The sequence below is a fragment of the Acidobacteriota bacterium genome (assembly GCA_012517875.1).
Lineage (GTDB): Bacteria > Acidobacteriota > JAAYUB01 > JAAYUB01 > JAAYUB01 > JAAYUB01.
The window spans coordinates 1-15028 of the sequence record JAAYUB010000127.1 but is presented as its reverse complement, the minus strand read 5'-3'; the positions used below and the strand labels follow the sequence as shown (position 1 = coordinate 15028).

Here is a 15028-nt window from a genome sequence, read left to right as displayed (position 1 = left end):
GATGAAAATCGACTCCGAGGTACAATGGTGTTGTCATCGTGTGCGCTCCTTTTGGCGCCGCGACCCCGGGAGCAATCACCCACGAGATTATATCTCGTGTCTCGGTGGCGCTAAAAGGAGCGCTCTTCTCATCACATCAACAGTTAACAGCCCGCACGCTCACGGCTCGTCGACGGGGGGAGAGTCCACCGACTGATCGACCTGGACGGCGAAGCGGCGGAAGTTGTCGTATACCGCCCGGCCGGTGAACACGGCGACGCCGGCGACGGTGTACTCTTCGCGCATCTCCACCGGCGCGAGCAGGCCCAGCGCCGGCACGAGCCGGAAATCGACGGCGGTTTCCACGTTGAGCGGCCGGCCCCGGTTGTCGGCGGCCTGGATCTGGAGGCGCGTGCGCAGCACCCGGCCGTCGGCCGGATCCACCCAGATGGCGCCGGCGGACGGGATGTCGCGGAAGTTGAACCGGACCAGGGTGGGCTGCGCCGTCTCGGTGAAGCGGAACACCCGGGTGCGGACACCGTCGATCTCGACCTCGCCGGCCGGCTCAAAGCGGAAGTTGGCCTGGTTGGCCGGCTCGAGGAAGTACAGCACGGTGGTGGGCACGTTGAAGTTGCTGATGACGGGACCGATGTTGTAGCGGCTGCTCTCGGCGGCGATTTTGTCCAGGGTGGCGGGCGAGGAAAAGAACAGCTCGGCCAGGCGCTCCTCGCGATCGCGCACCCGCCGGCCGTTGACCTCAACCACGTCTCGGAACAGCTTGTAGGCGGCACTTCCCTCGGGGCGCACCAGGATTACCTCGGAGCGGAGGTTGCGGGTGCGCTCCGGATTGGCCAGGGGGAGTTGCGGCGCCACCTGCAGGTAACGTTCGTCGGCCACCACCTGGGCCAGTTGCTCATGGTAGGCGAGGACATACCGTCCCACGCGCTCCAGGATCGCGGCGTCGTCCGCCCCGGGTGCCGTCGCTGCCTCTTGCGCAGCGGCGACGGCAGCCGTTCCCAGTGCCAGGAGGAGCAGTCCCGCTGCTACCACGAGATCTTCGCGGCGCCGCATGGTCGATCGTCGCTCGGCTTGAGGACCGGTCATTTCTTGGCCTTGGCCTGGCCGGCCACCGCGTCGATGGCCGCCTGGATGGCCGCGGGGTCGCCCAGGTAGTAGTGGCGGATGGGGCGGATCCGGTCGTCGAGCTCGTACACCAGCGGGACGCCCGTGGGGATGTTCAGGCCGACGATCTCCTCGTCGGAGACGTCGTCCAGGTACTTCACCAGCGCCCGGAGGCTGTTGCCGTGCGCCACCACCAGGACACGCTGCCCGGCGGCCACCGCCGGAGCGATCACCCCTTCCCAATACGGCATGACTCGGGCCACCGTGTCCTTGAGGCATTCGGTCCGGGGCAGGTCGGCGTCGCCGAGGCCGCGGTAGCGGGGATCGTGGCCGGGGAAGCGCGGATCGGACGGCTCCAGCGCCGGCGGCTGGACGTCGTAGGAGCGGCGCCAGAGCTTGACCTGCGCCTCGCCGAATTTTTCGGCCGTCTCCGCCTTGTTGAGTCCCTGCAGGGCGCCGTAGTGGCGCTCGTTGAGGCGCCAGGAGCGGACCACCGGGATCCACATCAGATCCATCTTGTCCAGGGTGATCCACAGGGTGCGGATGGCCCGTTTGAGCACCGACGTGTAGGCGACGTCGAAACCGTAGCCCTCTTTGAGCAGCGTCTCGCCGGCCAAAGTGGCCTCGGCCACGCCCTTGTCGGACAGGTCCACATCGGTCCAGCCGGTGAACCGGTTCTCTTTATTCCACGTGCTCTCGCCATGGCGCAGGAAGACGATTTTCTTCATGCTGTTCCTCCGGGGAAATTTCACCGACGGGGGCGGTGTCGTCGCCGCCCCGCCCCGCCCGCCGGATTTCCATTGTACCAAAAACCGGGTGGCGGACGGCGAAGTTCGGACATCGGACTTCGGATTTCGGCTCAAATTCGTAATCGTAATCTCTGAAGGTTTGACGGTTGGAATCTTTTCGGGTTCGCAAGTTCCGGGTTCGCAAGTTCCGGGTTCGCAAGTTCCGGGTTCGCAAGTTCCAGGTTCGCAAGTTCCAGGTTCGCAAGTTCCAGGTTCGCAAGTTCCAGGTTCGCAAGTACGTGATCAGTTGATTGTTGATGGTTGACGGCTGAACGTTCGTTTGCCGGCGAACGCCGGCGACCCCAGTAGAACGAGCACGGCCAGGTCCGGTCTCGAGCCGTGCACCCGCGCGGTGCTTTCCGGATTCCCCCGGCCCAAGGCAAACGGCGGGCGCGGCGTCCGGCGTCACGCCTGTATTCCGCCTGTCGACAGACTGTCCATCACCCTTCAACCGGTTTCAAGCTGGTCACATGGGAAAAAAAAGGCAGCCCGAGGCTGCCCGTTAAAAAAGGAGGGGTTATGATATTACACGAATTTTTTAATCCTATATCTACACTGAAAGTGTGATCTGTGTCACACTTTTTTCATTTACCGAGTCTGGACGGCCTGTTCTCACTACCGCTCGCCCCACTTCAGCTTCTGCCGCAGCACGGCAAAAAAGCCCGGGGCCTCGGGAAAGACCAGCCGGGCCGGGTGGTCCGCCTGGCTCACCCGCACCTCATCTTGTTCAGCCAGCGACACCCCGGTCTGCCCGTCCACCGTGAGCATGACGTGGCCGTGGCTCCTCAGGCGGATGCTGATGGTGCTGGTGTTTTCGAGCACCAGCGGCCGGTGGGTGAGGGTGTGGGGACAGATGGGCGCCAGCAGCAGGTTGCGGCTGGTGGGCACCAGGATGGGGCCGCCCGCCGACAGCGCGTAGGCGGTGGAGCCGGTGGGGGTGCTCACCACAAGGCCGTCCGAGCGGTACAGGGTCAGAAACCGTTCGTCGACGGAGACTTCAACCTCAATGATGCGGGCCAGCGCGCCGTAGTTGATCACGGCGTCGTTGAGCGCCTGAAAGTGCTCCTGCACCCGCCCCTCGCGTCGCACCTCCACCCGAAGCTTCATCCGCTCTTCGATCCGGCAGCGGCCGTCGAGGATCCCGCCGAGCGCGGGCAGCATCCGCTCCCGCGAGATCTCGGTGAGGAAACCCAGGGAGCCGAAGTTGACGCCCACCACCGGCACCGGCCGCGGGCCGATCTGCCGGACCGCCGCCAGCATGGTGCCGTCGCCGCCCAGAACCACGGCCAGGTCCACCCGGTCGGGAAGCTCGCCGCCGGTCACCCGCAGGTCGTCCCGGCCGGTCTGGCGAACCGCCTCCTCGTCGAGCGCCAGGGTGTGGCCGCGCGACTCGAGAAACCCGAGGAGCTGGGACACCGCCTCCGCCGCGTCTTCGTGCCCGGGCTTGAGGTAAATGCCGATCCGCTGGAAGGAGGTTGGCGTCATGACGTCCCCCCGCCCGGCTGCGGCGCGTCGCCGGCGCCGCCCGCGGTCGCCGCGGCGCCGAGGCGGAGGTGGATGAAGTACTCCACGTTGCCGTCGGCGCCCGTGATGGGCGACTCGGTCTCGCCGGCCACGGTGAACCCGGCGGCCGCCGCGGCCCGGGCCACCTCGTCCACCGCCCGGCGCCGGACCGCAGCGTCGCGGACGATTCCGCCCTTGCCCACCTCGCCGCGGCCGGCTTCGAACTGGGGCTTCACCAGCACCACCACGTCCGCGGCGCCGCCGCCGGCGCGGAGCAGTCCGGCCACCGCCGGGAGCACGAGCCGCAGCGAGATGAACGACAGATCGATGACCACCAGGTCGAAGGCAGCGCCGGGAAAGTTCTCCGGCCGGATGTTCCGGGCGTTGCACCGCTCCGAGAGCGTCACCCGCGGATCGGCGCGCAGCCGGGCGTGGAGGAGGCCGCGGCCCACATCCACGCCGTGGACCCGCGCCGCCCCGCGCTGGAGGAGGCAATCGGTGAAGCCGCCGGTGGAGCAGCCGAGATCCAGACAAGTCCGGCCCTCAGGCGCCACCCCGAACGCATCCAGGGCGTGGGCCAGCTTGATCCCGCCGCGGCTGACGAAGGGGCAGCCGTCGTCCAGCAGGCGGATCTCGGCGTCGGCGGCCACCGCCGCGCCCGGCTTGGCTACCTTCTGGTTGTCCGCCAGCACGGCGCCGGCCATGATCAGGGCTTGGGCTTTTTGGCGGGTCTCGACCAGACCCCGGGCAACAAGGAGCCGGTCGATTCGTTCTTTAGCCATCCGCGCTGCTCCAGAAATTCCTCGACAGTCTCGGCAATCCCCTCGGAGTCCAGCTTGTAGCGGGCGCGCAGGATTTTCTGGGTGCCGTGGGTGATGAGGCGGTCGGGCAGGCCGATGCGAAGCACGTCGCGGTGCGGCACGTTCTCCTCGCGGAGCAGCTCCAGGATCGCGCTGCCGAATCCGCCCTGGAGCACGCCCTCCTCCAGGGTGACCACCACCCGGCTGGCCAGGGCGTGCTTGAACAGCTCCACGTCCAGCGGCTTGACGAAGCGGGCGTTGATCACGCCGCAGCCGATCCCCTTGCGCTCCAGCAGCTCGGCCGCCTGAAGCGCGGGGTGCACCATGTTGCCGACGGCCGCCAGAGCCACCGGGCCGTCGGGCCGGAGCACCTCGCCCTTGCCGATGGGCAGGAGGTGGGGTTCATCCAGCGGCACGCCCAACGCGCTGCCGCGGGGGAAGCGGATCACCACCGGGCCGTTGTGCGCCAACGCCGTCTTGAGCATGTGGCGCAGCTCGCCCTCGTCCTTGGGCGCCATGACGGTCATGTTGGGCAGGATCCGCATGTAGGCCAGGTCGTAGAGGCCGTGGTGGGTGGGGCCGTCGTCGCCCACGATCCCCGCCCGGTCCAGGACGAACACCACCGGCAGGTTCATGAGGCAGACGTCGTGGAACACCTGATCGAAGGCGCGCTGCAGGAACGTGGAGTAGATGGCCACCACCGGCCGGAACCCCTCGGCGGCCATTCCGGCGGCGAAGGTGACGGCATGCTGCTCGGCGATGCCGACGTCGAAGCAGCGGTCCGGAAATGCCTCCTTGAAGGCGTCCAGGCCCGTGCCCGACAGCATCGCCGCGCTGATGGCCAGGATCTTCGGGTCCGTCCGGGCCAGCTCCGTGAGTGTCTGGGCGAAGATCGAGGTGTACGACGGGGTGCCGGACGGCGAGACGCCCAGGCCGGTCTCGATGACGAACGGGGCGGCGCCGTGCCACTTGTCCGGCTCCTTTTCCGCCGGCGCGTAGCCCTTCCCCTTGCGGGTGACCACATGCACCAGCACCGGGCCGGACTTCTTCCGCACCTCCTCCAGCGCCGCCACGAGGATGGGGATGCTGTGGCCGTTGATGGGCCCCACGTACTGCAGGCCCAGCTCCTCGAGCAGTTTGCCCGGCACGAAGAACGTCTTGACCGCATCGGCCAGGCTGCGTGTCGCCTTGAGCACCTGGTCGCCGATGCCCGGGATGCCCTTGAGGACGGCCTGGACGTCACGGACGAACAGGGTGTAGGCCTGGCCGTCGATGATGCGCTTGAGGTAGCCCGACCAGGCTCCCACGTTGGGGGAGATGGACATCTCGTTGTCGTTCAGGATGATGATCAGATTGCGCGCCAGGTGGCCCGCCTGGTTGATCGCCTCCATGGCCATGCCGCCGGTGAGCGCGCCGTCGCCGATCACGGCGATGACGTGGTTGTTCCGGCCGGCCATGTCCCGCCCCGTGGCCAGCCCCAGCGCGGCGCTGATGGAGGTCGAGGAGTGTCCGGCGTTGAACGCGTCGTACTCGCTCTCCTCACGCTTGCAGAAGCCGCTGATCCCCTCGTACTGACGCAGCGTCGGGAAGCGGTCGCGGCGCCCGGTGAGGATCTTGTGGGTGTAGCACTGGTGAGCGACGTCCCAGACGATCTTGTCGCGGGGCGCGTTGAATACGTAGTGCAGCGCCAGAGTCAGCTCCACCACGCCGAGGTTCGAGGCGAGATGGCCGCCGTTCTTGGACACCACCTGGATGAGCAGATTGCGGATCTCCTCGGCCAGAACATCCATCTCCTCGAAGGAGAGCTTCTTCAGGTCGGCCGGGAAGTTGATTTTCTCGATCATGCGTTCGTCCATCCGCCGTGACGTGCGGCCATTCTATCTTAAAACCGCAGGCGGGACAATTCTGTTTCGGCCGGCGGGTTTGGATAACCGGGCGCCGGCATGGGCGCGTCATTTCCTTTTCGCGGCGATCTCCTTCCGGATTTCGGTCAGGGTGAGTTCCTCCCGGCTCTGATGCTTTTTCTGGACGCGGGCGTCCCACATCACCAGCACCGGGCAGTGGCTGAGCTCCAGCACCTTGGGAATGTTGTCGCCGAGATCGGCGGCCCGCTCGCCGGGCGCCGCGTGGGCGGCCATCAGGATGAGGTCCACCGCCTGCTCTTGGGCGTACGTGACGATGCCGCTCCAGATCGCGTCGGCCTTCACATGCACCTTGACCAGGTCCAGCGGATCCGGGCGCTGGCGGCCCAGCCGGGCGTCCGAGTCGCTGACGACCGCGTAGAAGAAATCGTTGAGCTCGTCGAAGCCGGACGTCTCGGTCCCCGTGATCACGTGGAGCAGGTGCAGCCGCGCCCGGAGCGACCGCGCCGTCAGGATGACGTACTCCAGCATGTCCAGCGAGTAGTCCTTGAACTGCATGGGATACAGGATGTTCTTGATGACTTTCATCCGCCGCCTCCTGGAGCCGGCGGGCCGGAAGGCTCCGCCGGGGTGTTTCGTCGTCCACGCACGTTTTTGGAATATCTGCGTGTCCTATTGTATCCGAAATGCCCGGCGGTTGCCAAAGGCGCTGTCGCCGCAGCGCCGGCAGCTACGGGCGGACGACCGGCGGCAGCGTCCGCCAAATCCCCCTTGACACGCCGGTTGTGCTATAATTGGGCCGTTTTGTGCGCCGGTAATACACGGTTTCAGGCGCCTCATGGACTCGCAACTGCTGATCTTCGGCCTCTCCCTCATCGCCTTCGTCGCCGTGGCGACCACCGTTTTTCTGCTCGCCCGCCAGTCCACCCGGGAACGCAAGCGGGTCACCTCGATCCTGACCTCCTTCGACGTGCCCGAAGAGGAGATGGACACCGAGTCCGAGATCAAGGAGATCCGGAGCCACCAATACCGCTTCTACCGCATCTCCGGCTTCAAGTGGATCATCAGCGTTTTCTTCGCCCTGCTGCTGGTGCTGCTCACCACGTTTGAATTCTGGGTGGACTACTTCCCCGAGCCGATGCCGGGCAAGGCGTACCCCATCAACCTGAAGATCTCCTACCCGTTCTCCTTCAAGAAAATCCACTACTCGCCCCAAGACTCACCCCTGCTGGCCCGGAATAAAATCGTCACCATCGACGACCTGGAGCTGGTCAAGGCGTACCGGGCCAGCCGCCGGCTGCCGGCCCTCTACGCTCTGGCCGGCTATTACGTGGTGTACCAGCTCCTGATCCTGATCCTGGTCTTCTGGTTCGGACAATTCTCCTCGGAGAGCCGGGAGGACGAAAACAAAAACCTGGTGTTCGTCTTCCTGGTCATTCTCCTCGTGCTGCTGGTGGCCAAGTTCGCCAGTCTCACCGGCATCATCTCCGTGTATTACGTGCCGGTGGCCATGCTGGCGATGCTGGTCAACATCCTCATTTATAACAAGATCGTACCATCGCTGGTGATCTTCACCACCATCTTTGTGGCCATCTTGTCCGATTTCGATTCCCAGCTCATGCTGGTGCTCTTCAGCGGCGGCATCGTCACCCTGTTCTGGCTGCAGAACGTGAAGAAGCGCTCCCAGGTCTTCTCCACCGGCCTGGCCGTCGGGATCACCAATCTGGTCATCTACCTCGCCATCGTGCCCATGACCGGGGAGCGCCTGCTCTCGGCCATCGTTCAGCAGGACGCCGTCGGCGCGTTTCTCAACGGCCCACTCTCCAGCATTCTGACTCTGCTCTTGATCCCCGTGTTCGAGAAGGTGTTCGGCCACGTCTCTCCGTTCCGGCTGATGGAGCTGACCGACCTGGATTCCGCTCTGCTCCGCGAGCTGTACCTGAAGGCGCCGGGGTCCTATCACCATTCGCTGGCCGTGGCCAACCTGGCCGAGATCGCGGCGAACGAAATCGGCGCCAACGCCCTGCTGCTCCGGGTGGGTGCCTACTACCACGACATCGGCAAGATGCTCCGCCCCACCTATTTCGTGGAGAACATCAACCCGCAGGGCGACAATCCCCACGACAAGATCTCGCCGTACGCCAGCTCCAAGATCCTGAAATCGCACATCATCCTGGGCGTGGAGCTCGGCCGCAAGTTCAAGCTGCCCCGCAAGATCCTCGACTTCATCCCTCAGCACCACGGTACCACGGTGATGGATTATTTTTACGAAAAGGCCAAGAACAACCCGGAGACGGCCGGCATCTCCGGCAGCTACTTCGCCTACCCGGGGCCGCGGCCGCGTTCCCGCGAGGCCACGATCCTGATGGTCGTCGACTCGGTGGAAGCGGCGTCGCGGGTACTCACCGACCATTCCGAGGAGACCGTCCGCAAGGCCATCGAGAAGATCATCAACCACAAGCTCACCCAATCCCAGCTCGACGAGTCGCCGCTCACCCTGTCGGAGCTCCGGCGGATCACCGCCGTCCTGACCAAGGCGCTGGCCACGGCCACCCACAAGCGCATCGACTACCCGGCTCAGACGGGCATTCACGCGCAGTTCGGCCAGCCGGCGCAACCCGCCGCCGAAGCCGCCGGCGAGCTCATCGGCGCCGACACCGACAAGCTGGTCATCCCGGACGCCGTCCGGAACGGCGAGGCCGTTCCGCCGGTGGCCGCGGCCACCATCGCGCCGGCCCCCAAACCGGTCAACGGCAAGAAGGGCAAGCGCGAGGACGCGCCCCCGGCGGTAAACGGCCAGGCCACGGCGCCGCCCCTCCCGGCCGACGGCAAAAAAGCAAAACGCGAGGAACCGCCACCGGCGCCGTCCGGCAACGGACACCCGGCGGAACCGCGGCCCGACTCCGGTGGGCCCGTGCAATCCAAAACCTAGGAGCACCCCATGACCCGATCCACCGTGCACACCTCGGACGCCCCGGCGGCCATCGGCCCGTACTCCCAGGCCATCAAAGCCGGCGGATTCGTCTTCACATCCGGCCAGCTGGCCATCGATCCGAAAACCGGTCAACTTCTCACCGGCGACATCTCGGTCCAGACCCACCAGGTCTTCGCCAACCTGAAGGCGGTGCTGGTCGCCGCCGGCAGCTCCCTGGACCGGGTGGTTAAGGCCACGTGCTTCCTGCGCGACATGAACGACTTCAAAGCGTTCAACGCCGTCTACGGCGAATACCTGGGCGCCGGCAAGCCCGCCCGCAGCACCGTGCAGGTGGCCCGGCTGCCCCTGGACGGCGCCGTGGAAATCGAGCTCGTGGCCCTCTGCGACTGACGCCGGCCCGCTCGCCCCGCCTCAATTCCCGGCCGCGCCGTCAGCCGGCGCCCGGTCCTGCACCAGGTGATAACGGGTCAGCTCGTCCGCCGGACTCCAGTCCGGCGGATAGCTCCCATGCTCCTTCATCCAGGCGATCTCCTCGGCCGAGTGCCGCCTGCCGGCCGGCTCGCACCAGTCGAGGATCCGGCAGCCGGGGCACCACCCGGAGCAGAAATCGAAGTGCCGCGTCCAGTTCCCTTCAGCGGCGAGCATCCGGCAGATGGGACAATCGTCATCGAACGGTTCGTTCACGTCGAGCTGGACTTCCGCATACGCTTCTTCCATCAGTTGCAGCCGCACCGCTTCCGGCACGGCGTCCGGCAGCTCAACGACCGTGCGGAATTCCTTCCAGAGCATCTGCGCCAGCGCCGCGATCCGGATCTTGGTTTCATCCTCCATGGCAACATCCCCAAAGTGGTCTTACCTATACAAACGGATCCGCGTCGAAGTGTTCGGCGGTTGGTGTCCTGCACGGACCGGATGAATCCATATTTTCTTTATTTACAATATAATAGAGACAACAATATATTTTCATGGCGGTCGCACAACGCCCCCCCCGGCTCCGGCCGAAGGTCTCCCCGGCCAGTCGGACGGCAGAGCCCGACACCCACAGGGTTCACCCCGCCGGGTTCAGTGGCTTTTATTGGCTATTTGGAGTCGAACTGGATCGTGCTGGAACAACATCCGATGTCCGATGTCCGAAGATCGGGAACGAGCCTCGATGATGATCACGATGACGGGCACGATTGGCCGGCGGGCAGGCAGGAGGTACCGCGACCGGGAGGGAGCGGCGCGAAAGCCCTCTCCGCAAGGCTCCCGGAGCTCGCGACACCATTCCATCGTCCGCGGCGGATGCCCCCCTGCACCGCTCCCCGCCGTGGACGCCGACGGAGTGGTGCAGCGCCCGCCGTGAGATACCGCGACGGCCCCTTTCCGCCGCTCCCTCCCGCTCGCGGTATCTCCATTTTGCCGACCGATTGATGGTGCCATGCGAGATCGGTGAATCGGTAAGTCGGTGAATCGGTGAATCGGGAGACAGAGCAACTATCAACGATCAACCGTTTAGGACCTGCGAACTTGGAACTTTCGAACTTTCAAACCTTAAAACGGTTCGATTACGATCATGGGTACGATCACGAGTACGATTACGAGCTCGATCAAGATAATGGGCACCCGATTGTTGTAGAATAGGGGCAAATCGACGGAAAGGACATCGCCATGCAACGGATCCCTCCCGTGCCCTACCAGGTAGTCGCCGTCGCTCCCTTCGCGCCGTCCGCCGCGCCGAGGTTGAGCCGGTCCTACGCCACGGACGAGCTCGACACCGCCCTGACCGACCTCGGCGCCGTTCTCGCCGTGCCCGTGCCCAGGGAGCTGTTCCCCGCTGCCCGCATCGAGGTGCCTGTCCGCCAACTGCGTGACTTCCGGCCCGAACAGATCGCCCGGAACGTGCCGGGGCTGACCGCCTACCGGGAGGCCGCCCAGCACATCCGAAAGGCGCTGGCCAGGCGCGCCGATCCCCAGGAGGTATACGCCGAGGCCACCTCCCGCTGGCCCGGGCTGCCCATCCCCCCTCCGCCGCCCAGCGGCGAGGCGGCGGTCGCCCGCGCCCGAAACGAGGCCATTGACGACATCTTCTCCATGATCGCCCTTCCCGGCGAGGCGGCGGCGCCCGCCGCGCCGTCGCCGACAGACCACCGCGCCTCCACCTGGCCGGACCAACTGGACGTGCTGCTCGGCCGCATTCTCTCCGCCGTGTTCGCCGACGCCGGTTTCCGGACGGCCGAGGCGGCCTGGCGCGGGCTGGCCACGCTCACCCGCCAGGGGCCGTTCCCGCTGGGCGACGGCCTCCGCTTCCGGATCGTGCCGGCCGCCGCGGATACGCTGGCCGAGGCGCTGGACCTGCTGGTCCGTGAACTGGCCGCGGCGCCGCCCAACCTGATCCTGGTGGCGTTACCCTTCGACAGCTCGCCCCGCAGCCTGGAACTGCTGGAGCGGGCGGCCGGCTGCGCCGACGCCCTGCAGGCGCCGCTGGTCGTGGAACTAGCTCCGGCCTTTTTCCACCTGTCCGCCTGGCCCGAGATCACCCGACTCCCCCACCTGCCCAACTACCTGGAGGACGCGGCGTTCGCCAAGTGGCGGCACCTGGCGGAGCAACCCGGCGGCGCCTGGCTGACGGCCACCTGCAACCCGTTCGCCGGCCGGGAGCCCCACCGGTCCGAGCTGGGCCACGGGATCGCCGCATGCGACGAGACGGAACCGCTCTGGCTGAGCCCCGCGTGGGCCGCCGGTGCCCTGGCCGCCCAGAGCGTGGCCCGCTTCGGCTGGCCCACGCACCTGGCCGAATGGCGCCAGGTCGCCCTGCGCGGGCTGCCCGGCATCGACACCGGCGACCGCCCCACCCCCACCGCCGCCGTGTTCCCCCGCGAGCGGCTGCAGCAATTCAAGGCGGCGGGCATCGCGCCGCTGGCGGTGGAACCGGGCCGGGTCGAGGCGTTCCTGCCACACGCCGTCACCGTGAGCGGCCAGCGGCTGGAGCCTGTGCTCTACCTGAACCGCTTGGTGGCGTTCCTGATCCAGCTCCACGAAGCCGCCGGCACGCTGCAGCCCGGGGCGGTCGCGGACGAAGTGGCCGACGCGCTGGCCCTGCTGTTCGCCGCCGCCGGCGGGGGCGCCCCGGCGGAGCTGTCGGTGAAGGCCGCCGCAGCCGCCCCGGACGGTAGCATCCCCCTGTACATCCGTCTGGCGCCGCCCGCCGGCGTGCTGCCCTCACCGGAACCGTTGGAGTTCACCTTCACGTGGTGATTGGCGTCCCGGCTGATTTGGCCGGCGCTGATCGATTGCCGTCCGACGGGAGTTGTGGAAATGCTCATGCGCCGGCGAGTGACACACTAGTAGTATAATAATATAAGTATCATGCAACCCATTGGTTAAATTTTCCGCCTGGAAGGAGTAGGTCATGAACACCGACATCCTGATGCGTCTTGTTCTGATCGGCGGCCTGGCCGCCGCCTTGAGCGTCACCGCGGGCGCCCAGAATTCCGTCTACTATTTCCCCCACGTCGTCGACGGCGGGTACCTCTTCGGCAGCGAGTTCTTGTTCAACAATGTCCAGGCCACGCCCACCACCATCACCCTGAAGTTTTACGACGAGACCGGCGCCCCCTGGACCGTCGATCTGCGCAGCTTCGACGGGAGCAGCGGCTTCAACAGCACCTTCACCTTCACGTTGCAACCGTACAGCTCCCGGTATTTCTTCACCGGGTGCGTCGATCCGCTGAAAGTGGGCTGGGCCAAGGCAGTGGCGTCGCAGCCCATCAACACGTCCGCCAGCTTCTCGTTCTACGACTTCGGTCCCGACCCGGCTGAGGTCATCTGGTCGGCCGGCGTGCTGCCGTCGCCGGTGGCCACTCAGTTCGCTTTCGCCGCCAACGTGGCGCCGGTGGAGGATGTGATCGATAGCACGAAGGTCGACATGGGCTTCGCCATCGTCAACCCGAGCATTACGGACATCGAGGACGCCGACGCCACCATCACCGCCGCGCTGATCCCGACCGCCGGCGGCGCGCCGGTGAGCACCAAGACCATCACGGTGCCGGTGGGCGGCCACTATTCACGGTTCCTGTCGGAGCTGTTCAACGACGTGGCGTGGGGCACCCGGTTCCACGGCATCGTCCGCCTCAGCAGCAACGTGAACATTTCGGTGCTGGCGCTCAAGCACATCTGGAACGACCACAGCGACGTGTACAGCACCGTGGCCGTGCAGCCCGAATCCACCTTCCGGTACAACACCTTCTACGATCTGGAGTACAACAACTCCCTGGCGGAGGCGCAGCCCATCTTCCCGCCGGTGGAAATCATCGGCACCCTGAATTCCGCCGTGGACGGGCCCGACCTCGACTTCTTCTCCCTCTATCTGTCGGCCGGCGAGACCCTCTACGTGACCTTCCTGGCCAACGCACTGGGCTCGCCGCTCGACACCGGAATGTTGCTGTACGACCCGACGGATTTTGTCGCGCTCATGACCGACACCACCGGCCTGCTGGACCCCCGCTTCATTTACACGGCTACGCTCTCGGGCACGCACCGCATCGAGTGCGCCAGCGCCGACGCCACATACGGCCGCCAATCGTTCTACCGGATGTTCGTCGAAGTCCGCTGAGCCGCCGGCCGCGCCCGGCGTCCGACTGATTGTGCCACCCATTCCGGGATGCCCGGCCGCCGGACATCCCGGTCGTCCAGCCCCATACACCGCCTTCGGCGAGAAGAGACAGCGTGCCCGGACGCGTGGTGAATAGTATCACATAAATCATTAACTCTGGCCGTCTCACTCAGCAGTTCAGAATTAGGAGGACGGCATGGACAAGCATGTTCCGCTGTATGTGGTGTTGGTCTGCAGTCTGGCGATCGCGCTGGGCGCCGCCGCCGGCGCCCAGAATTCCGTGTATTACTTCCCCCACGTCGTGGACGGCGGCTTTATTTTCGGCAGCGAATTCTGGTTCAACAATGTTCAAGCCACCGCCACCCAGGTCACATTGAAATTTTTCAATGAGACCGGCGCCCCCTGGGTCGTCGACCTGCGCAGCTTCGACGGCGGCGGCGGTGACAACAGCACCTTCACCTTCACTTTGCAACCTTACAGCACCAAATTCTTCTTCACCGGAGTCATCGATCCGTTGAAAGTGGGCTGGGCCAAGGCCGAGACCTCCCAGCCCGTCAACGTGTCAGCCAGTTTTTCATTCTATGATTTCTATCCCGACCCACCCGTCGTGAAATGGTCGGCCGGCGTGCTGCCGTCACCGGTGGCCACTCAGTTTGCCTTCGCCGCCAACGTGTCGCCGGTGGAAGATATCACCAGCGACACCAAAGTGGACATGGGTTTCGCCATCGTCAACCCCGGTGACGCCGACGCCGAGATTGAGGCCACACTGATTCCGGCCGCCGGCGGCGCCGCCGTGAGCACCAAATCCATCGAGGTGCCGGCAGGCGGGCACTACTCGCGCTTCCTGTCGGAACTGTTCAATGACGTGGCGTGGGGCACCCGGTTCCATGGCACCGTCCGTCTCAGCAGCAACGTGAACATCACGGTGCTGGCGCTCAAGCACGTCTTTAACGCCAACTGCGACCTGTACAGCACCGTGGCGGTCCAGCCCGAGTCCGTCTTCAAATCCAACATCATCTACGACATCGAGAATAACGACCGCACCGCTCCCCAGCACATCACCGCCCCCGTAGAGATTTACGGCACCTCAAACGAACCCTCCGACACAGCCGACGAGGACTTCTACGCCATCGATCTCGTCGCCGGCCAGACTGTTTACGCGATCCTGCTGACCGAGATGATCGGTTCTCCACTCGACGGGCTCATCGTCATCTACAACCCGGCCGGAACGCCGGTGAGCGGCGCACATCCCTTCCTGGCATACACGGCGCCGACCTCCGGAACCTATTTCATCAGCGGCAACAGCAACAGCGTCGGCTGGGGCCGGGACATGTTCTACCGACTGCAGGTGCTGGTGGATTAACCCGCCGCATCGTCCGGCAAACGGACAGGACGCGACTCTTTCCACCGGGAGATCCCGCCACCGGGGCTCCCGGATGCTCCTT

At 65.6% G+C, this 15028-nt stretch carries 12 protein-coding genes; 5 read left to right on the top strand and 7 right to left on the bottom strand.

All coding sequences use genetic code 11. The annotated features are described in order from the left end of the window. Positions 1–159: 159 nt before the first annotated feature. From GX414_13365 to GX414_13340, 6 genes are all read right to left on the bottom strand, one after another. Positions 160–1050: a hypothetical protein gene (locus GX414_13365; protein NLI48089.1), complete on the bottom strand. Its 891-nt coding sequence runs from the start codon at positions 1048–1050 to the stop codon at positions 160–162. Between the two features lie 29 nt (positions 1051–1079). After that, on the bottom strand, positions 1080–1829 hold the full coding sequence (gpmA, locus tag GX414_13360) for a 2,3-diphosphoglycerate-dependent phosphoglycerate mutase (protein NLI48088.1): 750 nt from the start codon (positions 1827–1829) through the stop codon (positions 1080–1082). A gap of 675 nt (positions 1830–2504) precedes the next feature. Next, entirely contained in the window at positions 2505–3374 is an 870-nt protein-coding gene (locus GX414_13355) for an NAD(+) kinase (protein ID NLI48087.1), read from the bottom strand. Next, a complete protein-coding gene (locus GX414_13350) occupies positions 3371–4174 on the bottom strand; it encodes a TlyA family RNA methyltransferase (protein NLI48086.1) in 804 nt (267 codons plus the stop codon). Before GX414_13350 ends, GX414_13355 begins: the two co-directional genes overlap by 4 nt. Then, positions 4099–6036 (bottom strand): 1-deoxy-D-xylulose-5-phosphate synthase, encoded by a 1938-nt coding sequence (locus GX414_13345; protein ID NLI48085.1) that lies wholly within the window; start codon positions 6034–6036, stop codon positions 4099–4101. Before GX414_13345 ends, GX414_13350 begins: the two co-directional genes overlap by 76 nt. A 108-nt stretch (positions 6037–6144) precedes the next feature. Continuing rightward, positions 6145–6642 carry a universal stress protein gene (locus tag GX414_13340; protein ID NLI48084.1) on the bottom strand — a complete coding sequence of 166 codons (498 nt, stop codon included), beginning with the start codon at positions 6640–6642 and terminating at the stop codon, positions 6145–6147. 250 nt (positions 6643–6892) lie between these two features. Between GX414_13340 and GX414_13335 the strand changes: the two genes are divergently transcribed. Beyond that, positions 6893–8986: an HDIG domain-containing protein gene (locus GX414_13335; GenBank protein ID NLI48083.1), complete on the top strand. Its 2094-nt coding sequence runs from the start codon at positions 6893–6895 to the stop codon at positions 8984–8986. 9 nt (positions 8987–8995) lie between these two features. Then, entirely contained in the window at positions 8996–9379 is a 384-nt protein-coding gene (locus tag GX414_13330) for a RidA family protein (GenBank protein ID NLI48082.1), read from the top strand. A 21-nt stretch (positions 9380–9400) separates the two neighbouring features. Here GX414_13330 and GX414_13325 read toward each other — a convergent pair whose 3' ends face one another. Then, entirely contained in the window at positions 9401–9820 is a 420-nt protein-coding gene (locus GX414_13325) for a hypothetical protein (protein NLI48081.1), read from the bottom strand. A gap of 819 nt (positions 9821–10639) precedes the next feature. On the opposite strand from GX414_13325, the gene GX414_13320 reads away from it, so the two are divergent. The 3 genes from GX414_13320 to GX414_13310 all read left to right on the top strand — a co-directional run bounded on the left by GX414_13320 (position 10640) and on the right by GX414_13310 (position 14946). Continuing rightward, positions 10640–12226 (top strand): hypothetical protein, encoded by a 1587-nt coding sequence (locus tag GX414_13320; GenBank protein ID NLI48080.1) that lies wholly within the window; start codon positions 10640–10642, stop codon positions 12224–12226. 154 nt (positions 12227–12380) lie between these two features. After that, the gene (locus GX414_13315; GenBank protein NLI48079.1) at positions 12381–13583 is read left to right on the top strand and encodes a hypothetical protein; all 1203 of its coding nucleotides are present in this window, start codon (positions 12381–12383) and stop codon (positions 13581–13583) included. Between the two features lie 196 nt (positions 13584–13779). Further along, a complete protein-coding gene (locus GX414_13310) occupies positions 13780–14946 on the top strand; it encodes a hypothetical protein (protein NLI48078.1) in 1167 nt (388 codons plus the stop codon). The last annotated feature ends 82 nt before the right edge of the window (positions 14947–15028 follow it).